Annotated in this window: 17 protein-coding genes; 8 read left to right on the forward strand and 9 right to left on the reverse strand. The window is 70.9% G+C overall.

What is annotated here, in order from left to right:
• Window positions 1–31: 31 nt before the first annotated feature.
• Window positions 32–670, forward strand: a complete 639-nt coding sequence (locus F9B98_RS14495; protein ID WP_150958675.1) for a DNA-directed RNA polymerase subunit beta — start codon at window positions 32–34, stop codon at window positions 668–670.
• Window positions 671–868: 198 nt separating this feature from the next.
• Window positions 869–1753 carry an aminodeoxychorismate lyase gene (locus tag F9B98_RS14500; RefSeq protein ID WP_150958677.1) on the forward strand — a complete coding sequence of 295 codons (885 nt, stop codon included), beginning with the start codon at window positions 869–871 and terminating at the stop codon, window positions 1751–1753.
• A gap of 55 nt (window positions 1754–1808) precedes the next feature.
• Here the strand turns inward: F9B98_RS14500 and pstB are convergent, their stop codons facing one another.
• The 4 genes from pstB to F9B98_RS14520 form a co-directional block, all read right to left on the reverse strand.
• Window positions 1809–2588: a phosphate ABC transporter ATP-binding protein PstB gene (pstB, locus tag F9B98_RS14505; RefSeq protein ID WP_150958679.1), complete on the reverse strand. Its 780-nt coding sequence runs from the start codon at window positions 2586–2588 to the stop codon at window positions 1809–1811.
• Window positions 2589–2607: 19 nt separating this feature from the next.
• On the reverse strand, window positions 2608–3696 hold the full coding sequence (pstA, locus tag F9B98_RS14510) for a phosphate ABC transporter permease PstA (protein ID WP_150958680.1): 1089 nt from the start codon (window positions 3694–3696) through the stop codon (window positions 2608–2610).
• A complete protein-coding gene (pstC, locus tag F9B98_RS14515) occupies window positions 3693–4715 on the reverse strand; it encodes a phosphate ABC transporter permease subunit PstC (protein WP_150958682.1) in 1023 nt (340 codons plus the stop codon). Before pstC ends, pstA begins: the two co-directional genes overlap by 4 nt.
• A gap of 156 nt (window positions 4716–4871) precedes the next feature.
• A complete protein-coding gene (locus F9B98_RS14520; RefSeq protein WP_150958684.1) occupies window positions 4872–5999 on the reverse strand; it encodes a phosphate ABC transporter substrate-binding protein PstS in 1128 nt (375 codons plus the stop codon).
• A gap of 159 nt (window positions 6000–6158) precedes the next feature.
• Here F9B98_RS14520 and F9B98_RS14525 point away from each other — a divergent pair, with 159 nt between their 5' ends.
• Together F9B98_RS14525 and F9B98_RS14530 are read left to right on the forward strand one after the other, a co-directional pair.
• Window positions 6159–10097: a Pls/PosA family non-ribosomal peptide synthetase gene (locus tag F9B98_RS14525; RefSeq protein ID WP_191966866.1), complete on the forward strand. Its 3939-nt coding sequence runs from the start codon at window positions 6159–6161 to the stop codon at window positions 10095–10097.
• Window positions 10094–11392: a M1 family metallopeptidase gene (locus tag F9B98_RS14530; RefSeq protein WP_150958686.1), complete on the forward strand. Its 1299-nt coding sequence runs from the start codon at window positions 10094–10096 to the stop codon at window positions 11390–11392. Before F9B98_RS14525 ends, F9B98_RS14530 begins: the two co-directional genes overlap by 4 nt.
• A gap of 114 nt (window positions 11393–11506) precedes the next feature.
• Here the strand turns inward: F9B98_RS14530 and F9B98_RS14535 are convergent, their stop codons facing one another.
• The 4 genes from F9B98_RS14535 to F9B98_RS14550 are packed head-to-tail and all read right to left on the reverse strand — an operon-like array spanning window position 11507 to window position 15964.
• On the reverse strand, window positions 11507–12103 hold the full coding sequence (locus tag F9B98_RS14535) for a 4'-phosphopantetheinyl transferase family protein (RefSeq protein WP_150958688.1): 597 nt from the start codon (window positions 12101–12103) through the stop codon (window positions 11507–11509).
• Complete coding sequence (locus F9B98_RS14540; protein WP_150958690.1) at window positions 12100–13050, reverse strand: NUDIX hydrolase; 951 nt, start codon at window positions 13048–13050, stop codon at window positions 12100–12102. The genes F9B98_RS14535 and F9B98_RS14540 overlap by 4 nt, the downstream gene beginning before the upstream one ends.
• On the reverse strand, window positions 13047–15215 hold the full coding sequence (locus F9B98_RS14545) for an RNA degradosome polyphosphate kinase (protein ID WP_150958692.1): 2169 nt from the start codon (window positions 15213–15215) through the stop codon (window positions 13047–13049). Before F9B98_RS14545 ends, F9B98_RS14540 begins: the two co-directional genes overlap by 4 nt.
• Window positions 15216–15271: 56 nt before the next feature.
• Window positions 15272–15964, reverse strand: a complete 693-nt coding sequence (locus tag F9B98_RS14550) for a DNA-binding response regulator (protein ID WP_150958694.1) — start codon at window positions 15962–15964, stop codon at window positions 15272–15274.
• 114 nt (window positions 15965–16078) lie between these two features.
• Here F9B98_RS14550 and F9B98_RS14555 point away from each other — a divergent pair, with 114 nt between their 5' ends.
• The 4 genes from F9B98_RS14555 to F9B98_RS14570 all read left to right on the forward strand — a co-directional run bounded on the left by F9B98_RS14555 (window position 16079) and on the right by F9B98_RS14570 (window position 19296).
• Window positions 16079–16369 (forward strand): hypothetical protein, encoded by a 291-nt coding sequence (locus F9B98_RS14555; protein WP_150958696.1) that lies wholly within the window; start codon window positions 16079–16081, stop codon window positions 16367–16369.
• A gap of 130 nt (window positions 16370–16499) precedes the next feature.
• Window positions 16500–17099, forward strand: a complete 600-nt coding sequence (locus F9B98_RS14560) for an FABP family protein (RefSeq protein ID WP_150958698.1) — start codon at window positions 16500–16502, stop codon at window positions 17097–17099.
• 2 nt (window positions 17100–17101) lie between these two features.
• A complete protein-coding gene (locus F9B98_RS14565) occupies window positions 17102–18190 on the forward strand; it encodes a YgfZ/GcvT domain-containing protein (RefSeq protein ID WP_150958700.1) in 1089 nt (362 codons plus the stop codon).
• On the forward strand, window positions 18187–19296 hold the full coding sequence (locus tag F9B98_RS14570) for an FUSC family protein (RefSeq protein WP_191966868.1): 1110 nt from the start codon (window positions 18187–18189) through the stop codon (window positions 19294–19296). The genes F9B98_RS14565 and F9B98_RS14570 overlap by 4 nt, the downstream gene beginning before the upstream one ends.
• 3 nt (window positions 19297–19299) lie before the next feature.
• Here the strand turns inward: F9B98_RS14570 and F9B98_RS14575 are convergent, their stop codons facing one another.
• Window positions 19300–20088, reverse strand: coding sequence for a class I SAM-dependent methyltransferase (locus F9B98_RS14575; protein ID WP_150958703.1), 789 nt, complete (start codon window positions 20086–20088; stop codon window positions 19300–19302).
• Window positions 20089–20099: the final 11 nt, after the last annotated feature.

Below are 20099 nucleotides of genomic sequence, written 5' to 3' on the forward strand. Positions count from 1 at the left end.
GGGGAGTGGGACGACGCTCTAGCCTGGACGGATGAGCGATTCCCCCCGCGAGTTCCACAAGCCGGTACGGCGCCCCGCAGAGCTCTTCGACCGCCTGTTCTCGGCGGAGGATCCGGCCGAGGTCTCCCGCGTCGCGCACAGCACGGCGCACGCCCTGCTCTCGCGCGTGCGCGCCGATCCGAGCATCGACGTGGTCGAGCGGTTGGTGGCGTTCACCGACGATCACGGTATCGACGACATCGCCGAGCTGTGGTCTCGATCTCCCGCCCGCTCCCTGCCCGGGGCGCTGTGGCGTCTGTACCTGTTGCAGCTCATGATCCACGACGATTCGGCCACGGCGGCGTTGCTGTACGAGCGCGGACGGGTCGAGATGGCGACGGTGGATGCCGTCGTCGCGGGCGCACCCGCTCCCGCCGGACCTGAAGAGCTCGTGCAGCTCATCGACACGATCCTGCGCGGCCTGTTCGAGGGGGACTTCGCCGTCGCCCTTGATCGCGCGGCGGCGTTCTGCCGCGTGCAGGCGGCGGGATCCACGCACCTGGCCGACGACTACGAGAACACCGAGTCGGAGCGGGCGTCGGCGTTGACGACGCGCGCGCTGCGCTTGGCCACCTACGCCGAGGACCTGTCGGCATCCGCCGCTCTCTGGCGCCGTGACGCGCTGACCTGAACGGGGCTTGGGGGAGGAAGAAGGTGCCGGACCGCAGAACGCCTCTCGGCGCATGGCCGCTCATAGCGGCAGAAGATGGAGCCCGGGGTTACTGCGGCCCGGCTAGAAAAGTGTAACAAGACCCGCCGCCGCACATTCCCTCGCGCGCCCCCGTTGACAAGCCCCGGGCGTGTCGGCCTCGCGGCGTAGGCTCGGTCCATGGCTTGGCGTTTCGCTCTCGTGATCGACCCCGTGGCATCCGATGAGGAACGCACCGACTACTCCGACACCCTGCGGGAGATCGACCCGCACGGCCCCGCACTCGCGGTGGGCGAGCTCAGCGCGCAGCGCGGCGACGGGATCTTCGAGAGCCTCGGTGTCGTCGACGGTCATGCCCAAGAGATCGGCCCGCACCTCGCGCGCCTCGCCCACTCGGCCGAGCTCTGCGATCTGCCCGCGCCGAACCTCGCGCAGTGGCGCGCCGCGGTCGAGCGTGTCGCCCGAGAGGCCGGCCGCGGTGAGAACGTCATGAAACTCCTGCTGAGCCGCGGTGTCGAGCACGGACCCGCCCCCACGGCGTGGATCACCCTGGCGGACGCCCCCGACAACACCCACGGGCGCACGGCCGGGGTGAGCGTGGCGACCCTTGATCGCGGCTATGCCCTCGACGTTCCCGCGCGCGCTCCCTGGCTGCTCCTCGGCGCGAAGACCCTGTCGTACGCGGTGAACATGGCCGCGATCCGCGAGGCCAAGAGGCGTGGGGCCGACGACGCCGTGTTCGTCACGAGCGACGGCTACCTGCTCGAAGCCCCCACGGCATCCGTCGTCCTGCGCTTCGGCGACCGATTCGTCACCCCCGAGCCTCAGGCCGGCATCCTGCACGGGACGACGCAGCTCAGCTTGTTCGCCCATCTCGAGGGTCGAGGTTTCGACACCGCGTACGAGACCGTGCCGGCCGGGGATCTCACGAGGGCGGATGCCGCGTGGCTCCTGTCGAGCGTCCGCCTCGCCGCCCCGATCCGCGCCGTCGACGGAGCCGAGGTGCCGGTGGACCGCGCCTTCACCGATGAGCTGAACGCCTACCTGCTCAGCCCGCGGGACTGAGCGCCGCGGGAACGACGAAGGCCCCGCCGGAGCGGGGCCTTCGCGTGACGCCTGGTTATCCGAAGCGGCCGGAGACGTAGTCCTCGGTGGCCTGGACGCTGGGCGCGGTGAAGATCGACGCGGTGTCGTTGTACTCGATGAGCTTTCCGGGCTTGCCGGTGCCGGCGATGTTGAAGAACGCCGTCTTGTCGCTCACGCGCGAGGCTTGCTGCATGTTGTGCGTCACGATGACGATCGTGTACTCGCTCTTCAGCTCGCCGATCAGCTCTTCGATCGCGAAGGTCGAGATCGGGTCGAGGGCCGAGCAGGGCTCGTCCATCAGCAGCACGTCGGGCGAGACGGCGATGGCCCGGGCGATGCACAGACGCTGCTGCTGACCGCCCGAAAGGCCGCCGCCGGGCTTGTCGAGGCGGTCCTTGACCTCGTTCCAGAGGTTCGCGCCCCGCAGCGACTTCTCGACGAGGCCGTCGGCGTCGCTCTTCGACATGCGCTTGTCGTTGAGCTTCGCGCCGGCCAGCACGTTCTCGCGGATCGACATCGTGGGGAACGGGTTCGGGCGCTGGAAGACCATGCCGACGTGGCGACGCACGAGCACCGGGTCGACACCCGGGCCGTAGAGGTCGTCGCCGTCGATGAGCACGCGGCCCTTGACGTGACCGCCCGGGATGACCTCGTGCATGCGGTTGAGCGTGCGCAGGAACGTGGACTTGCCGCAGCCCGAGGGGCCGATGAAGGCGGTGACCGAGCGGGGCTCGATGTCGATCGAGACGCCCTCGACCGCGAGGAAGTCGCTGTAGTAGACGTTGAGGTCCTGGACCTCGATGCTCTTGGACACGAGTTGTGCCTTTCTGGGCTCAGCGCGCCTTGGGCGCGAACACCGCCGCCACGATACGGGCGATCAGGTTGAAGATGACGACGAGGACGACGAGCAGGAAGGCCGCACCCCAGGCGTTCGCCTGCGACGCGTCGATGTCCTGCCCGGGGAAGCTGTACGCGGTGTACGCCATGACCGGGAGGGTCTGCATGGGGCCTTCGAACGGGTTGGCGTTGAAGTTGTCGGTGAAGCTCGCCGCGATGAAGATCGGCGCGGTCTCACCCACGACGCGGGCGACGGCGAGCACGACACCCGTGATGATGCCCGAGGCGGCCGTGCGCAGCACGACCTTGATGATCGTGGCCGAGCGCGGCACACCGAGGGCGAGCGAGGCCTCGCGCAGGTCGGCCGGAACGAGGCGCAGCATCTCCTCGGTGGAACGGATGACGATGGGGATCATCAGCACGCAGAGGGCGATGGATGCCGAGAACCCGCTGAACGCCTTCGGCCCGACGATCAGGCTGAACAGCGAGAACGCGAACAGGCCCGCGACGATCGAGGGGATGCCGGTCATCACGTCGACCAGGAAGGTGATCGCGCGGCGCAGGGGGTTGTTCGGTTGCGCGTACTCGACGAGGTAGACCGCCGCGAGGACGCCGATCGGCACCGAGATGAGGGCGGCGATCCCCGTGATGATGAGCGTGCCGGTGATGGCCTGCCAGGCGCCGGCGGTCGCGACGACCTCGAGGGTCTCGGGGTTGAACGCGGTGCCGCCGGTCTGGGTGATGAAGGCCCAGTTGACGACGGCGAGGCCCTTGGACACGACGGTCCACAGGGTCGAGATGAGCGGCGCCACCGCCAGCAGGAACGCGACGGTCACGAGGCCGCGGACGACCCGATCGACGGCCTTGCGGCGGTTCTCGACGATCGAGGATCCGACCCCGATGGCGATCAGGTACAGCAGCGCCGAGAGGATCAGCCACGCCGCGAGATTGAACCCGCCGAGCAGGAACTGGAACCCGGCGACCACGATCGCGACCCCCGCGAGCAGAGCGGGTTCGATGAAGCGGGGCAGCTGTCCGCTGGTGAGAGCGAGGGAGGACGAGGAGGAGGGGGCCGTGACGGTCATGAGCGCTTGCCCTTCTTGCGACCCTTCGCACCGGGGCCCGTCGCCCCGATGATGTAGCGGGCGAGCATGTTCACCGCGAGCGAGACGACGAACAGCATGAGGCCGGTTCCGATGAGCGCCGAACGCTGCAGGTCGGTGGCGATCGGGAAGTTCAACGCGATGTTGGCCGCGATCGTCTGCGAGTTGTAGCCGTCGGTGAGCAGGAGCACCGAGTAGATGAGGCTGGGCGACACGATGAGGGCGATGGCCATGGTCTCTCCGAGCGCGCGGCCGAGGCCCAGCAGGGTGGCCGAGACCATACCGCTGCGGGCGTAGGGGAAGACCGCGAGGCGGATCATTTCCCAGCGCGTGGCGCCGAGGGCGAGGGCGGCCTCTTCGTGCAGGCGCGGGGTCTGCAGGAAGATTTCGCGGGTGATCGAGGTGACGATCGGGAGGATCATCACGGCGAGGACGACGCCACCGGTGAACATCGTCGAACCGGTGGTCGACACGGGGCCCTGGAAGAGCGGGATCCACCCGAGGTACTGGTTCAGGAACTCGCCGACGGGCACGAGCAGGGGGCGCATGACGATGATGCCCCACAGGCCGAAGACGATCGAGGGGACCGCGGCCAGCAGGTCGACGATGTAGCCGAGGAACCCGGCGATGCGTCGCGGAGCGTAGTGCGAGATGAACAGGGCGATGCCGATGGCGACCGGGGTTCCGATCACCATCGCGATGAGGGCCGCCCAGATGCTGCCGAACAGCAGCGGTCCGACGTACTCCCAGAAGTTCGTCCGCGTCCCGTTCTGGTAACCGGCGAGATCACCCTGGGTCCAGTTCCCGGTGATCGCCGGGATGCCGCGGATGATCAGGAAGATCGCCACGCCGGCGAGGATGATCATGATCGACACGGCGGCCGTGGTCGACAGTCCCAGGAAGACGGAGTCGCCGACGCGGCGCTTGCCGACGATCGACGTCCGCGGCGATGGCGGCGGAGAGGACGGGGCGGTCTCTGTGTCAGCGACGGTGTCAGTCACGGGGGATCTCACGCTCGGCACGGGTCATGGGTTCTCCTCGGTCGGGTGTTCTCTGAGGATGCTGGCTCAGCGAAGCGTTCGCACGAGTCGAACGTTCCGATCAGCCCGGCCCGACCCGCACACGAGGTGCGGGCCGGGCCGAGTCCGAAGAGATGTTTACTTGATCGACGCGAGCGTCTCGGCGGCAGCCGAGAGCACCGAGTCGGGCAGCGGCGCGGAGCCGGCGTTCTTGGCCGCGACCTGCTGGCCGAGCGAGCTGGTGACGAAGCCGAGGTACGACTTCACGAGCTCGGACTGCTTGGCGTCCTTGAACGTGGTGCAGGTGATCGCGTACGACACCAGCGGGATCGGGTAGGTCTCGGCGGTCAGCTTCGAGTAGTCGAACTTCTTCGACAGGTCGCCCGCGACACCGTTGCTGGCATCGACGGCGGCGACGTCGAACGTCTTCGAGACGGCCTCGGCGCTGTAGGGGAGGGCCGTGCCGTCCTGGATGACCGCGGCGGAGTTCAGCGTGCCGATGGCGGAGTGGTCGGCGTAGCCGATGGTGCCGGTGCCGGCCTTGACGGCCTCGACGACACCCGAGCCGCCCTTCTGCTTCGACACGTTGCCCTCGACCGGCCAGTCCTTGCCCGCCGGGTAGGTCCACACCGACGACTGCGTCGCGGCGAGGTAGTTCGTGAAGTTGGTGGTAGTGCCCGAGCCGTCCGAACGCGCGACGGTGGTGATGGCGCCGGCGGCGAGGGCCGTGCCGTTGTCCTTGGTGATGGCCGGGTCGGACCAGTCGGTGATCTGCAGCGCGAAGATCTTGGCGATCGTCTCGCCCGAGAGCTTCAGGCTGGTGACGCCGGGGATGTTGAAGATGATCGCGACGCCGTCGAGGTAGACGGGGATGTTCACGCCACCCTCGGTGCAGAGGGCCGCGGACTGAGCGGTCTGGTCGGCGTTCAGGGGCGAGTCGGAGCCGGCGAAGTCGTATGCGCCGCTGAGGAAGTTGGTGACGCCACCGCCGGAGCCCTGCGACTTGTCGTAGTTGATCGTGACGCCCTTGGCCTGGGCGTTGTAGGCGCTGGTCCAGGCGGCCTGCGCGTTCGCCTGGGCGCTCGAACCGCCCGCGGTGATCGTGCCCGAGAGGTTGGGGTCGATGGTGAAGGCGACGTCGGACGAGGTCGACGAGGGGGTCGAGCCCGCGGCGTCGCCGGAGCCCGAGGGGCCGGCGCAGCCGGCGAGGGTCAGGGAGGCCACGGCGGCCACGGTGCCCAGCTGGGCGAGTCGGGAGAGCTTCACGATGTGAATCCTTCGCATGTCGGGAACAGGAACCCGGTGCAGGGTTCGTCGTGAACGGTAAACAGCGACAGAGAACAGACTGCGTTGCACGGGTGAACGGAAGGTGAACCGGGGCGACCGTTCCGGGGTGTTTTCCCGAGGGTTGTACTGTTCACCCCCGTGACGACCTCCGCTTCCGCAGCTCAGGCCCCGCTGGATCGCACCGGGGCCGTGGCTCCCGCGCGCACCCTCATCGACATCCTCACCGACGTCGCCGCACGGCATCCCGAGGCCTCCGCGATCGACGACGGGTCGGGCGCTCTCAGTTACCGCGAGCTCCTCGCGCGGGTGTGGCGGACGGCGGCCGCCCTGCACGACGCCGGCGTGCGGCGCGGCGACCGCGTGGGGGTGCGGATGCCGTCGGGTTCGAAGGAGCTGTACGTTTCGATCCTCGCCGTCATGGCCGCGGGTGCCGCCTACGTTCCGGTGGACGCCGACGACCCCGACGAGCGCGCCCGCCTGGTGTTCGGCGAGGCCGGGGTGCGCGGCATCGTCGCGGGCACGGGGGAATTCGTCGCGGCGGAGGGTGATCTCGTGCGTCTGTACGACGGGGTGGCGCCGCACCCCAGCACCAGTGCCGTTCCGATCGTCGCCCCGCCCACCGTGGACGACGACGCGTGGATCATCTTCACCTCGGGGTCGACGGGGGTTCCCAAGGGGGTCGCCGTGTCGCACCGCTCAGCGGCGGCGTTCGTCGAGGCGGAGGGGCGCCTCTTCTTGCAGGGCGAGCCGCTCGGTCCGGGCGACCGCGTGCTCGCGGGGCTGTCGGTGGCGTTCGACGCGTCGTGCGAGGAGATGTGGTTGGCCTGGGGTCACGGTGCGTGCCTGGTGCCGGCGCCCCGCTCGCTCGTGCGGTCGGGGGAGGATCTCGCCCCGTGGTTGCTGAGGCAGGGCATCACGGTCGTGTCGACGGTGCCCACGCTCGCGGCGATGTGGCCGGCCGACTCGATCGAGAACGTCCGCCTGCTCATCTTCGGCGGTGAGGCCTGCCCGCCCGAGCTCGCCGCCCGCCTGGTCGCCGAGGGGCGCGAGGTCTGGAACACCTACGGTCCCACCGAGGCGACGGTCGTCGCGTGCGCCGCCCCCCTCGACGGCTCGCTGCCCGTGCGCATCGGTCTCCCCCTCGACGGGTGGGCTCTCGCGGTGGTGGACGCCGAGGGCCTCCCCGTCGCGGAAGGGGAGGTGGGCGAGCTCATCATCGGCGGTGTCGGTCTGGCGCGTTACCTCGACCCGGCGAAGGACGCCGAGAAATACGCACCGATGCCGACCCTCGGGTGGGAGCGGGCCTACCGCTCCGGAGACCTCGTGCGCTTCGACCCCGCGGGCCTGGTGTTCCAGGGTCGCTCCGACGACCAGGTGAAGGTCGGCGGTCGCCGCATCGAGCTCGGCGAGGTGGAGTCCGCTCTGCAGGACCTGCGCGACGTCAGCGCGGCCACGGTCGCCGTGCGCACCACCGAGGCCGGGGTTCCGGTGCTCGTGGGCTATCTCGTGATGGAAGCGGGGACGGAGCTCGACCGCGCCGCGGCCCGCGCGGCCCTGGCCGAACGTCTGCCCGCGGCGACCATCCCCCTGCTGGGGGTGGTCGAGGCGCTCCCGGTGCGCACCTCGGGCAAGGTCGACCGCGCGGCGCTTCCGTGGCCGTTGCCGGGGGCCGAAGCCCCGGCCGCCACCGACTTCTCGGCCGACGAGAGCTGGCTGGCCGAACAGTGGCAGGCCGTGCTGGGCCTGGCGGTCACCGAGCGCAAGGCCAACTTCTTCGACCTCGGTGGCGGGTCGCTCGCGGCCGCTCAGCTCGTCTCGCGCATCCGTGCGCGCGTGCCGGAGTTCTCGGTCGCCGACATCTACGACGTGCCGCGTCTGGGCGCGATGGCGAAGGCGCTCGGCCCGCAGCTCGCCGAGGAGACCCCCACGCAGTTCCACCGCGCCGAGCCGACGCCGCGCACCACGCAGTGGGCGCAGACGCTGCTGGGGGCTCCGCTGTTCATCCTGTCGGGGGTCCGGTGGGTGCTGTACCTGCTGACGGCCTCGGCGATCCTGCACCTCGTCCCCGGGTTCGAGGTGCTGCCGACAGTGCCCTGGCCGGCTCTCGTGGTCGGCCTCGTCGTCTTCGCGACACCGTTCGGGCGCATGGCCATCGCCGTGGCATCCGCTCGGCTCCTTCTCTCGGGCGTACGCCCGGGCGATTATCCGCGCGGCGGGGGGGTACACATCCGCCTCTGGCTCGCCGAGCAGATCGCCGATCAGGTGGATGCCGTCGGGCTGGCGGGAGCCCCCTGGGTGACGTACTACGCCCGCGCGCTGGGAGCGCGGATCGGACGCGACGTCGACCTGCACACCCTGCCGCCGGTCACGGGGATGCTCGTCGTCGGAGACGGGGCCTCGATCGAGCCCGAGGTGGATCTGACCGGGTACTGGATCGACGGCGACCTGGTGCGCATCGGCGAGGTGCGCATCGGCGCGGAGGCCACCGTGGGGGCGCGTTCGACGCTCGCCCCCGGGACGCGCATCGGTCGCCGCGCCGAGATCGCGCCCGGATCCGCCGTATTCGGTCGTGTCAAGGCCGACCAGTCCTGGGCGGGATCCCCGGCCGTGCGCGTGGGAGGGACCGCGAAGGGGTGGCCGGCGGCACGACCCGCCGCACCCACCCGCTGGCTGTGGGCCTATGCCGCGTCGGCGGTCGTCCTCGCTCTGCTGCCGCTCGCCTCCTTCGCGGTCGGCGGACTGGTCATCGCCGAGGGGATTCGCGGCGCCGACGATCTCGCCGAGGCGGCCGCGGGCGCCTTCGCCTGGCTCGTGCCGGGTGTCGCCGTCACGGGGCTGGTGTTCGCGGCATCCGTGGTCCTTCTCGTGCGGGTGATGTCGATCGGGCTCGTCGAGGGGACGCACCCCGTGCGCAGCCGTGTCGCGTGGCAGGCGTGGACGATCGAGAGACTCCTGGATGCCGCCCGCACGGTGCTCTTCCCCCTCTACTCGTCCCTGTTCACCCCCGTGTGGCTGCGCCTGCTCGGGACGCGTGTCGGGCGCGACGTCGAGGCGTCGACGGTGCTGCTCATCCCGTCGATGACGCGGATCGAGGACGGAGCCTTCCTCGCCGACGACACCATGGTCGCGTCGTACGAACTGCGCGCCGGGTGGCTGCGGCTCGGACCGGTGCGCATCGGCAAGCGCGCGTTCCTCGGCAATTCCGGTATGGCCGCGCCCGGACACCGCGTTCCGCGCGACGGACTAGTGGCGGTGCTGTCGGCGGCACCCGCGAAGGCGAAGGCCGGCTCGTCGTGGCTCGGGTCGCCCGCGGTGCGGCTGCGTCGGCTCTCGGCGGAGGGCGACGAGTCCCGCACCTATCGACCGACGGCGGCGCTGCGGCTCGCTCGCGCGCTGTGGGAGCTCGGCCGCTTCGTGCCGGTGGTGGTCACGTGCGCGATCGGTCTCGGCGTGCTCGTCGCGCTCGCCGCCCTCTGGGACGGCGTCGGTCCGCTCTGGACCCTGCTTCTCTCGGGCGTCGTGCTGCTCGGGGCGGGTGCGGTGGCCGCGGGCGTCTCGACCGGGGCGAAGTGGGCGATCGTCGGCGTGATCAGGGCGGGGGAGCAGCCCCTGTGGTCGAGCTTCGTATGGCGCACGGAGGTGTCGGACACCTTCACCGAGATGGTCGCCGCCCCGTGGTTCGCTCGCGCCGCGGCGGGCACGCCCGCGCTCGCCGTGTGGCTGCGCAGTCTCGGGGCGAAGATCGGTCGCGGCGTCTGGTGCGACAGCTACTGGCTGCCCGAGCCCGACCTCGTGACCCTGGGCGATGCGTCAACGGTCAATCGCGGATGCGTGGTTCAGACGCACCTGTTCCATGATCGAATCATGAGTATGGATACCGTCGAGCTGGAGCCGGGGTCGACCCTCGGCCCGCACAGCGTCGTCCTTCCCGCGTCCACGCTCGGCGCGCACGCGACCGTGGGGCCCGCCTCGCTCGTGATGCGCGGCGAGACGGTGCCGGTCGGGTCGCGCTGGAGCGGCAACCCCATCGGTCCCTGGCGCGCGGTGAAGGTGCGCGCGTACCAGTCGACGACGTGAGCGTGGCCGACCCCTACGCCCCGCAGAGCGGCGACACCTCGTACGACGTGGAGTCGTACGATCTGGCGATCGGCTATCGCGTACGTACCAATCGCCTCGACGGCGTCGCCACGATCGTCGCCGTCGCCCGGGAGCCGCTCTCGTCGTTCGCGGTGGACCTCGTCGGTCTCCGCACGTCGCGCGTGCGTGTCGACGGGGTGAACGCACGGTTCTCAGCGGGACCGCGGATCCTGCGCGTGACGCCCCCGCGGGCTCTCGCCGCCGGTGACCGCTTCGAGGTCGAGGTGACCTACGCGGGTGCGCCCGCTCCCCGCCGGTCCCGGTGGGGAACCGTGGGCTGGGAGGAGCTGACCGACGGCGCTCTCGTCGCGGGGCAGCCCATCGGTGCGCCCACGTGGTTCCCGTGCAACGACCGCCCCGACGATCGTGCGCGCATGCGGCTCGAGATCACGGTCGACGAGGGGTACGTCGCCGCGGCGACCGGTGTCGCCGGCCCTCGCGTACGCCGGGGCGGTCGGGTGACGACGACCTTCGTCTCGGACGTGCCCACGGCGACCTATCTCGCGGCCGTGCACGTCGGTCGCTATCGCACGCGGCCGCTCGAGGGGACCGGCGACTCTTTGATCCCCGCGGTCACGGTCACCGCACCCCCGGGGCTCGCCGCCGCCGTCGATCGCGCTTTCGCGGCGGTGCCCGACATGCTCCGGGCGTTCGACCGGTTCTTCGGGCCGTACCCCCAGGAGGCGTGCTCGCTGGTGGTCACCGCCGACGAGCTGGAGATCCCGCTCGAGGCGCAGGGTCTGGCCGTCTTCGGGATGAACCACCTGGTGCCCGCGGCCCAGCGCCTCGTCGCCCACGAGCTGGCGCACCAGTGGTTCGGCAACAGCGTCGGCATCGCCCGGTGGAGTGATATCTGGCTCAACGAAGGCTTCGCCTGTTACGCCGAGTGGCTGTGGTCGGAGACCTCGGGTGGGGCCCCCGTCGAGTCGTGCGTCGCGGACCACTACGCCCGTCTCGCCGCCAAACCTCGCGATCTCCTCCTCGTCGACCCCGGCCCCGATGACATGTTCGACGACCGGGTCTACAAGCGCGGGGCCCTGACGCTGCACGCGTTGCGGCGCACTCTCGGCGACGGGGCGTTCTTCGATCTGCTGCGTTCGTGGACGGCGGACCACCGTCACTCCCTCGTCACCACGGATGACTTCCGTGCCGCGGTCGAACGCGCCGGGGGAGCGGATGCCGCGGCGATCCTCTCGCGGTGGATCGACGACGTGGAGGTGCCGGCGCGGCCCTAGGTGGGGATGGCCCTCTCGCGGTGCGGGTCTGTGGAGGAACGGGGTTCAACGGAACCGACCCGGGCGCGGAGGCGCGATGGGGTGGGGTGGCCGTGACCGGTGGCGACGACGGGCTCAGCCACCTCGTCGGGCACGCGCGCCAGCCGCGACCGCGAGAACGACCCCGTCCGGCCCGTGGAGGTCCCACCCGCGCCACATGCGGTCCCGCCCCTCCGCCCCGCCGCCTTCCCTCGCCGACGCCCCGCCCGACAGGGACGAACGCACCCGAGCCGACCACTCCGCGCCGTCGAGGGTCACCTCCACGTCGCGCGGGTCCACGGCGAGCCCCCGTCCGTCCGCCTTAAGGACGGCCTCCACTCGCGCCCACATCCGCGCCTGCGCACTCGCGGCGGCCCCGGCGGGTCGCAGATCCGCCTCGCTCGGAAGCACCCGCTCGATACCCACCGCGTCGGCGGACACGGCGTCGACGCCGATGCTCCCGTGGCCCCACGCCACCGCGACCACCGCCCATCCGTCCGCGTACGACACCGAGACCGCGGCATCCGCCCCCTCGACGTGCACGCGGCCGTGATCGCCTCCGCAGGCGCCGCACCGCGACAGAAAGCGTGCGTCCGGCAGCAGCTCGCGCAGCAGCGCGCGCGAGACGTCGCGGCGCACCGCACCCGCGGGGATCTCGCGCCACGCGACGCGGATGCCGGCGGGAAGCGTCACACCTTCGGCTCGTGCGTCTCGATGGACACGATGCCCGCCCCGGGGTGCTCGACCGGGATGTGCACGACCGAGAAGGCCGCGGGTTCGAGCGCCGAGGCGCTGCCCAGGTAGGAGCCGCCCATGGTCCCGGTCGCGAGCGCGAGTTCGTGGAGGATGTCGGGGAGCACCGGTCGATGGCTCGACACGACCACCGGCTTGCGGGCGCGCACCCGCTCGCCGATGAGGGAGCGAGTGTCGGCGCGCCCCTCCTCCCACGCGTCCTGGCTGATCGTGTCGGTCAGGTGGATGCGCTGACCGAGGGCCTGGGCGATCGGTGTGGCGGTGCGCACGCACCGCTCCGCCGGGCTGGAGTACACCCGCCGCACGCCGAACGCGAGCAGGGGACCGACGATGGCCTCGGCCTGCCGACGACCCCGCGGCGTCAGCGGGCGTGCGCTGTCGGGGCCGTCCCATTCCTCGCGCGCACGTGCCTTGCCGTGGCGCAGGACGACGATCGGGAAGGTCGGCAGGGCGCCCTCGTCGACGATCCGCGTGAACTCGTCGAGGATCTCGATGTCGACGGGATAGCTGAGGTGCTTGCGGGCCTTCTTCAGGCTCACCCACTCGATCGCGGCGACCTCTTTGTTGGGAACGAACGTCGAGCTGCGTACGGCGGCATCGGTCGCCTCGGCCGCCCAGTAGTGCACGATCTTCGTGCGCGAGCTCGGCATCCGGTATCTCGAGACGCCCACGGGCACCCCGAGAGAGACGCGGATGCCGGTCTCTTCACGGATCTCGCGGACCGCGGTCTCGGCGAGCGTCTCTCCCGGGTCGACCTTGCCCTTGGGAAGGGTGAGGTCGCGGTACTTGGTGCGGTGAATGAGCAGCACGCGGAGCTTTCCCTCCACGTGCCGCCACACGACGCCGCCGGCCGCGTAGACGGCCGTCTCGGTCTCGGCCTTCGTCACCGCGCCGTCCGGGCGCGCCGCTTGCGCTGCACGAGCGCCATGGTGTGCTCCTGCAGGTCGATGAGGGGGGCGCCGGACTCGTCCACGCTGTGGCGCGTCCACTCTCCCTCGGAGCCGAGGTGCCACGAGCTCGTGCCGTCGTCCATGGCGAGGGTGAAGAGCGTGGAGAGTTCCTGCACCTGCGCCGGGTCGACCACGCGGACGAGCGCTTCGACGCGACGATCCAGGTTGCGGTGCATCATGTCGGCGCTGCCGATGAACACCTGCGGGTCGCCGTCGTTCTCGAAGGTGAAGATGCGCGAGTGCTCGAGGTAGCGACCGAGGATCGAGCGCACCGTGATGTTCTCGCTCATGCCGGGGACCCCGGGCTTGATCGAGCAGATGCCGCGCACCCACACCTCGACCGGCACACCGGCCTGGCTGGCGCGGTACAGCGCGTCGATGATCTCTTCGTCGACCATCGAGTTGACCTTGATCCGCACGCCGGCGGGCTTGCCCTCGAGAGCGTGGCGGCGCTCCTTGTCGATGTGACGGAGCAGTCCCTTGCGCAGGTGCAGGGGAGCGACGAGCAGACGCTTGAACTTCTTCTCGATCGCGTACCCGCTCAGTTCGTTGAACAGACGCGTGAGGTCGCGACCCACCTGATCGTCGACGGTGAACAGACCGAAGTCCTCGTAGATGCGGCTCGTCTTGGGGTTGTAGTTTCCCGTCCCGACGTGGCTGTAGTGGCGCAGGCGCCCCTCTTCCTCGCGGATGACGAGGGCGAGCTTGCAGTGGGTCTTCAGGCCGACGAGACCGTAAACGACGTGCACGCCCGCCTTCTCGAGCTTGCGCGCCCAGACGATGTTGTTGGCTTCGTCGAAACGGGCCTTCACCTCGACCAGTGCGAGCACCTGCTTGCCGGCTTCGGCCGCGTCGATGAGCGCCTGCACGATGGGGCTGTCGCCCGAGGTGCGGTACAGCGTCTGCTTGATGGCGAGCACGTGCGGGTCGCGGGCGGCCTGCTCGAGGAAGGCCTGCACGCTGGTCGCGAACGACTCGTACGGGTGGTGCACGAGGACGTCGGCCTTGCGGATCGCGCCGAACAGATCGGCGCGGCCGTTCTGCTCCGGCGGCTGGAACGCCACCGCGGTCTTGGGCACGTGCGGGGGGTAGTGCAGGTCGGGGCGGTCGATGCGCGAGAGGTCGAACAGGCCGCGCAGGTCGAGCGCGCCCGGCAGGCGGTAGACCTCCTGCTCGGTGATGTCGAGTTCGCTCAGCAGCAGCGAGCGGGTGACGTCGTCCATGTCCTCGGTGATCTCGAGGCGGATGGGGGGACCGAAACGGCGACGCAGGAGTTCGGCCTCGAGCGCCTGGATGAGGTTCTCGGTCTCGTCCTCCTCGATCGTCATGTCCTCGTTGCGGGTGAGGCGGAAGGCGTGGTGGTCGAGGACCTCCATCCCGGGGAACAGGTCGCCGAGGTGGTTGGAGATCAGCTCCTCCAGGGGGAGGTAGCGCACGCCGGGGCCGTCGCCGTCGATCTCGACGAAGCGGGGGAGCATCGGGGGGACTTTCAGACGCGCGAACTCCTGACGCCCGGTGCGCGCGTTGCGGATGCGGATCGCGAGGTTCAGCGACAGGCCCGAGATGTAGGGGAACGGGTGTGCCGGGTCGACCGCGAGGGGCATGAGGACCGGGAATACGTTCCGCTGGAAGTACTCGGTCAGACGGGCCGCGGTGGTCTCGTCGAGGGAATCCCACGACACGACCTCGATGCCGGCCTCGGCGAGGGCGGGACGTACCTTCTCGGTCCAGGCGGCGGCGTGGCGCAGCTGCAGGCGGTGCGCTTCGGCCGAGATGTCGGCGAGGACGTCGAGCGGGGCGCGTCCGACGTTGGTGGGAACGGCCAGCCCGGTGACGATGCGGCGCTTGAGTCCGGCCACGCGCACCATGAAGAACTCGTCGAGGTTGCTGGCGAAGATGGCGAGGAAGTTCGCCCGCTCGAGCACCGGGACCGTGGGGTCTTCGGCGAGCTCGAGCACGCGCTGATTGAACGCCAGCCAGCTCAACTCGCGATCGAGGTAGCGGTGGTCGGGCAGCTGGTCGTCCTCGGCCTCGACGGCTTCGTCGAAGTCGTCGTCGTCGGCGTCGCCGAGACCGGCATCCAGCGAGTCGTGTTCCATCATTCCCACATCATTGCAGGGGTCGGTGACACGGGAGTGAACACGCGGTGCGTGTGGCTTTATGAGGTGGGGGATGCCGCGGCGGGAGCGTCGTCTTCGTACACGTTGAACCGGTAGCCGACGTTGCGCACCGTGCCGATGAGCTGCTCGAGGTCGCCGAGTTTGGCCCGCAGGCGCCGCACGTGCACGTCGACGGTGCGGGTTCCGCCGAAGTAGTCGTAGCCCCAGACCTCGCTGAGCAGCTGCTCGCGCGTGAAGACGCGGGAGGGGTGCGTGGCGAAGAAGTGCAGGAGCTGGAACTCCTTGTACGTGAGGTCGAGCGGCTTGCCGTGCACCTTGGCCGAGTAGGAGGACTCGTCGATCGTGATGCCCGAGGTCTGGATGCGCGTCGACACCTGGTCGGCGGCTCGGCGCCCCATGGCGAGGCGGATGCGCGCGTCGATCTCGGCGGGACCGGCCCCGACCAGCACGACGTCGTCGATGCCCCAGTCGGTGGAGACGGCGGTGAGTCCGCCCTCGGTCACGATGAGCACGAGAGGCGCCTCGACTCCGGTGGTGGAGAGGATCTTGCTGAGGGACTTCGCGCCGACCAGATCGAAACGGGCGTCGACGAAGATGACGTCGGCGCTGGGGGCGTTCACCAGCTGCGCGGCCTCGGCCGGGATCTGCCGCACGCGGTGGCTCAACAGTTCGAGCGCAGGCAGAGCAGCCCCGCCGCCCGGGGCGGAGCTGAGGACAAGAAGCTGAGCCAAGAGGACCTCCCGTGCGGCGTGCCGCGCACCCGATCATCTTAGGGTGAGGCACGGAGCCGCTCGACACCGGCGCTGCGCGTGCGCGCCGAGGGGCTCGTGGTTCATGATGGGGGCATGTCCACCCCCGACCTCGCTCCGCGGCGCACCTTCGGTGGCGTCGTCGCCGTCTGGGTGCTGGCCGCGGTGGCCGGCGTGCTCATCGGCCTGTTCGCTCCCGAACAGTGGCGCGCGCAGTGGATCACCGTCGCGCTGGGGGGCTGCGTGATCGTGGCCTTCGCTGTGCAGCTCTGGTACGGGCGGTCCCAGGCCTTCATCCAGCGCATGGCGCTCAGCGCCGTCGGCGCATTGGTCGTCCTCGGAGTCATCACGGCCGGTTTCGGGCTCGCCGCGCTCGTGTCGGGCTAGGATTGCGCCATGGACCTTTTCGCGCTCGAAGCGTTCTTCGTGGGACTTCTCGGCCTCGCCTCGCTGGCGATCGCCTTCGTGTCCGGGACGGTCGTCTGGAACCTCTACCGCGGCCAGCGCTGAGCGCGTCGTGATCGAGATCCCGACCGATCTCCCGGCCGACCTCGTCCCGCTCTCGTGGCTGGTCGGCGTTTGGGAGGGCACCGGCGTCATCGACTACGGGGTCGACGGCCGATCCTTCTCGGGTGAGTTCGCCCACCGGGTGAGCTTCAGTCACGACGGCGGTGCGTTCCTCAACTACTCGGCGGACGCGTGGCTGCTCGAGGGCGAGGACCGTCGCCCCCTCGTCTCCGAGATCGGCTACTGGCGTCTCGCCCGGCCGGCCGGTGACGCCGACGCCGGACCCGGGCTCCTTCCCGCGACGGCCGCGCCCGTCGCCCGAACGGCCGACGACGTCGAAGCCCTGCGCAACGCCGACGGCGGCTTCGACATCGAGGTGAGTCTGGCGCACGCCGACGGCATCCTGGAGCTCTACGTGGGGCAGGTGAAGGGGCCGCGCATCGATCTCGCGACCGACGCCGTCGTCCGCACGGCCGGAGCGAAGACGTACACCGCGGCGACCCGCCTGTACGGTCTCGTCGACAACCATCTCCTCTGGGCGTGGGACATCGCAGCCCTCGGCCGCGAACTCGGTTCGCACGCGTCGGCGCGTCTCGCCCGGGCGGAGTGACCGTGGCATCCCTCTCCGCCGTCCCCGGCGCGGTGATCGACGACCGTGGTCTGCGCCACGTCGGCTCTCCCGTCGCGGAGCAGCGCCGCCTGGCATCCGGGTCCGCTCTCGCGCCCCTCGGCGACCGTCGCGTCATCACGGTCTCGGGGGAAGACCGGCTGAGCTGGCTCGACTCCCTGTCGTCGCAGGCGCTCACGCACCTCGCACCCGGCGTCTCGACCGAGATGCTCATCCTCGACCCGCAGGGCCGTGTCGAGCACGCCGCCTCGGTCATCGACGATGGCGAGACCACCTGGCTCCTCGTCGACGCCTCCGACGCCGAAGCCCTCTCCGCCTGGCTCACGCGCATGCGCTTCCGTCTGCGCGTCGCGGTGGCCGACCGCTCGGGCGATCTGTCCGTCTTCGGCGGCACGCGCGCCGCCGTGGGGGCGCTCTCGACTGTCGCGCCGGTGTGGGTGGACCCCTGGCCCGAGGTCTCACCGGGTGGCTGGGCCTACGCGCGCGTCGAACCGCACCCCGGCGCGGACCGCGACTGGGCCGAGGCGATCGTCGACACCGCCGAGTACGAGCGCGTGATCGCGTCCGCCGTCGACGGGGAGACGGCGTTGGCCGGTCTCGACGCCGTCGAAGCCCTGCGCGTCGCCGCGTGGCGCCCTCGCGTGGGCGTCGACGCCGACGAGCGGTTGTTACCGCACGAGATGGACTGGCTGCGCACGGCGGTGCACCTGTCGAAGGGCTGCTACCGCGGCCAGGAGACGGTCGCGAAGGTGCACAACCTCGGCCACCCGCCGCGCCGCGTCGTGGCCCTTCAGCTCGACGGCAGCGACAACGTCCTGCCGGCACGCGGTGATGTCGTGCGTGCGGGCGACACCGTGATCGGCGCCGTCACCTCGGTCGCGATCCACCACGAAGAGGGGCCCATCGCCCTGGCCCTGGTCAAGCGCACCGCCCCCGAGGGGGAGCCGCTGGTCGTCGACACCGCCGACGGACCCCTGGCCGCCGCGGCCGAGACCGTCGTGCCCGCCGACGCCGGCGCCACCGCGGCTGTTCCCCGCTTGCCGCGCCTCGGGCGCCGCCGCGCCGCGGAATGACCGCCGACGACTCCTCGACGACCGTCGGGGTCGTCGTCGCGCGTTCGCACTGGCGCTCCACCCTGGGGCGGCGCGTCGACCGCGTGCGGGAGTCGCTGCCGGCGATCGCGCAGATCGTCGTCGCGGCGACCGCCGCGTACGCCTTCGCCCATTTCGTGCTCGGTCACACTGTTCCGTTGCTCGCGGCGACCGTCACGGTGTCGAGTCTCGGGCTCGTGCGCGATGCCCGCCCGTGGCGGGTCGCCGAGACGGTCATGGGGATGCTCGTCGGCATCCTCATCGCCGAGATCGTGCTGGTGCTCGCGGGAGCCGGATGGTGGCAGATCGCGCTCGCGATGGCCGTGACCCTCGTCGTCGCGCGCTTTTTGTCCCCTCAGCCGGGTTTCGCCCTGGCGGCGGTGGTGCAGTCGCTCATCGCGCTCGTGCTGGTGTCGGGCGTGCCGTTCCTGCGCCTGGTGGACGGCGCGATCGGGGGCGTCGCCGCCCTCATCGTCACGGCTCTCATCCCGCGCACCCTCCGCCGCACCGAGCTGCGCGACGCCGACGAGCTGTTCGACGCGCTGGATGCCGCCATGGACACGATCGTGCGGGCGCTGCGCAAGGGCGACCGCGCGCGAGCCGAGCGTGGTCTCGAGCGCGCTCGCTCGCTGCAGACGTACGTCGACGCGTGGAGCGGTTCGCTCGAGTCCGGTCGCGAGGTCGCGCGCATCTCGCCGTTCCTGCGCCGCCAGCGCACCGAACTGGACCGTCACGAGCGGGTGCGCGAGGCGCTCGATCTCACCACCCGCAACCTGCGCGTGGTCGCCCGGAGGGCGGCCTATCTCTGCGCCGACGGCGAGAGTCGCCCTATTCCGGCCGACCTCCTGGCCGAACTGGCGCGGGGCGCGGGGCTGGTGCGCGACAGCCTCGACGACATCTCCCTCGAGCCCGTCGCCCGAGAGGCGGTCGGTGCGGTCGCTCGGCGCCTGGATCCCGCGGTCCTGCTGCCCGAGGGGCGCGTCGGCGAGCTCAACCTCATCGCGGCCCTGCGCCCACTCGCGGTCGACCTGCTCGTCGCGGCGGGCATGCCCTCGGCCGAGGCGCGCGCGATCCTTCCGCGCGTCTGAGGCTCAGCGCGGAGCGACCGCCTCCCAGGCCACGCCCACTTCGCCCAGGCGCCATCTCTCCCGCCGCAGCAGCGGCCATCCCGCCTCCGCGAGGGCGAGCATCGCCGTTCGCCACCGGTGGACGGGGCCGAAGGGCGCCACCACCGCGGCGCGGGTCCATTCCCGATCGAGGGATGCCACGAACTCGTGCACGCGCTCCCCGTCGACGTTGCGATGGATCAGGGCCTTCGGCAGGCGTTCCGCGGCGATCGCGGGAGAGTCGAGCTCGGCGAGACGCAGCGAGATCGTGAGGCTGCGGGGCACGGCATCCGTCCCCACCTCCGCCCAGGTGGCGACGCGTCCGATCTCGTCGCAGGTGCCCTCGACCAGGATGCCGTCGGGCTGCAGTCGTGCGCACATGCGCCCCCACGCGTCGGCGACGTCGGCCTCGTCGTATTGACGCAGGACGTTCATCGCGCGGATGACCGCGGGGCGGCGAGAGCCCGGGAGCGGGACTTCGAAACCGCCGCGCGCGAAGGTCACGCCCGCGACACCCGCCGCCTGCTCGCGTGCGCGGGCCACCCGGTCGGGGTCGATCTCGAGGCCGAGGACCTCGGCATCCGGTCGCTGGCTCCGAAGGCGCGCGAGCAGTTCGAGCGGCGTCACCGCGCTCGCCCCGAAGCCGAGGTCGACGACGAGAGGTTCGTCGGTGCGCCGGAGCACCGGATGCCGGGCGATCCAGCGATCGATGCGGCGCAAGCGGTTCACCCCGGTCGTGCCGCGCGTGGGGCGGCCGACGGGGGAGGGGGTCACTCGATCATCTT

Source organism: Microbacterium testaceum StLB037 (assembly GCF_008763945.1).
Lineage (GTDB): Bacteria > Actinomycetota > Actinomycetes > Actinomycetales > Microbacteriaceae > Microbacterium > Microbacterium testaceum_G.

Bases quoted from the DNA above. Each gene is read 5' to 3' on its own strand.
- pstA (WP_150958680.1), bottom strand. From the start codon at position 3,696: ATGACCGTCACGGCCCCCTCCTCCTCGTCCTCCCTCGCTCTCACCAGC.
- F9B98_RS14495 (WP_150958675.1), top strand. From the start codon at position 32: ATGAGCGATTCCCCCCGCGAGTTCCACAAGCCGGTACGGCGCCCCGCA.
- F9B98_RS14500 (WP_150958677.1), top strand. From the start codon at position 869: ATGGCTTGGCGTTTCGCTCTCGTGATCGACCCCGTGGCATCCGATGAG.
- F9B98_RS14570 (WP_191966868.1), top strand. From the start codon at position 18,187: ATGACCGCCGACGACTCCTCGACGACCGTCGGGGTCGTCGTCGCGCGT.
- F9B98_RS14545 (WP_150958692.1), bottom strand. From the start codon at position 15,215: ATGATGGAACACGACTCGCTGGATGCCGGTCTCGGCGACGCCGACGAC.
- F9B98_RS14555 (WP_150958696.1), top strand. From the start codon at position 16,079: ATGTCCACCCCCGACCTCGCTCCGCGGCGCACCTTCGGTGGCGTCGTC.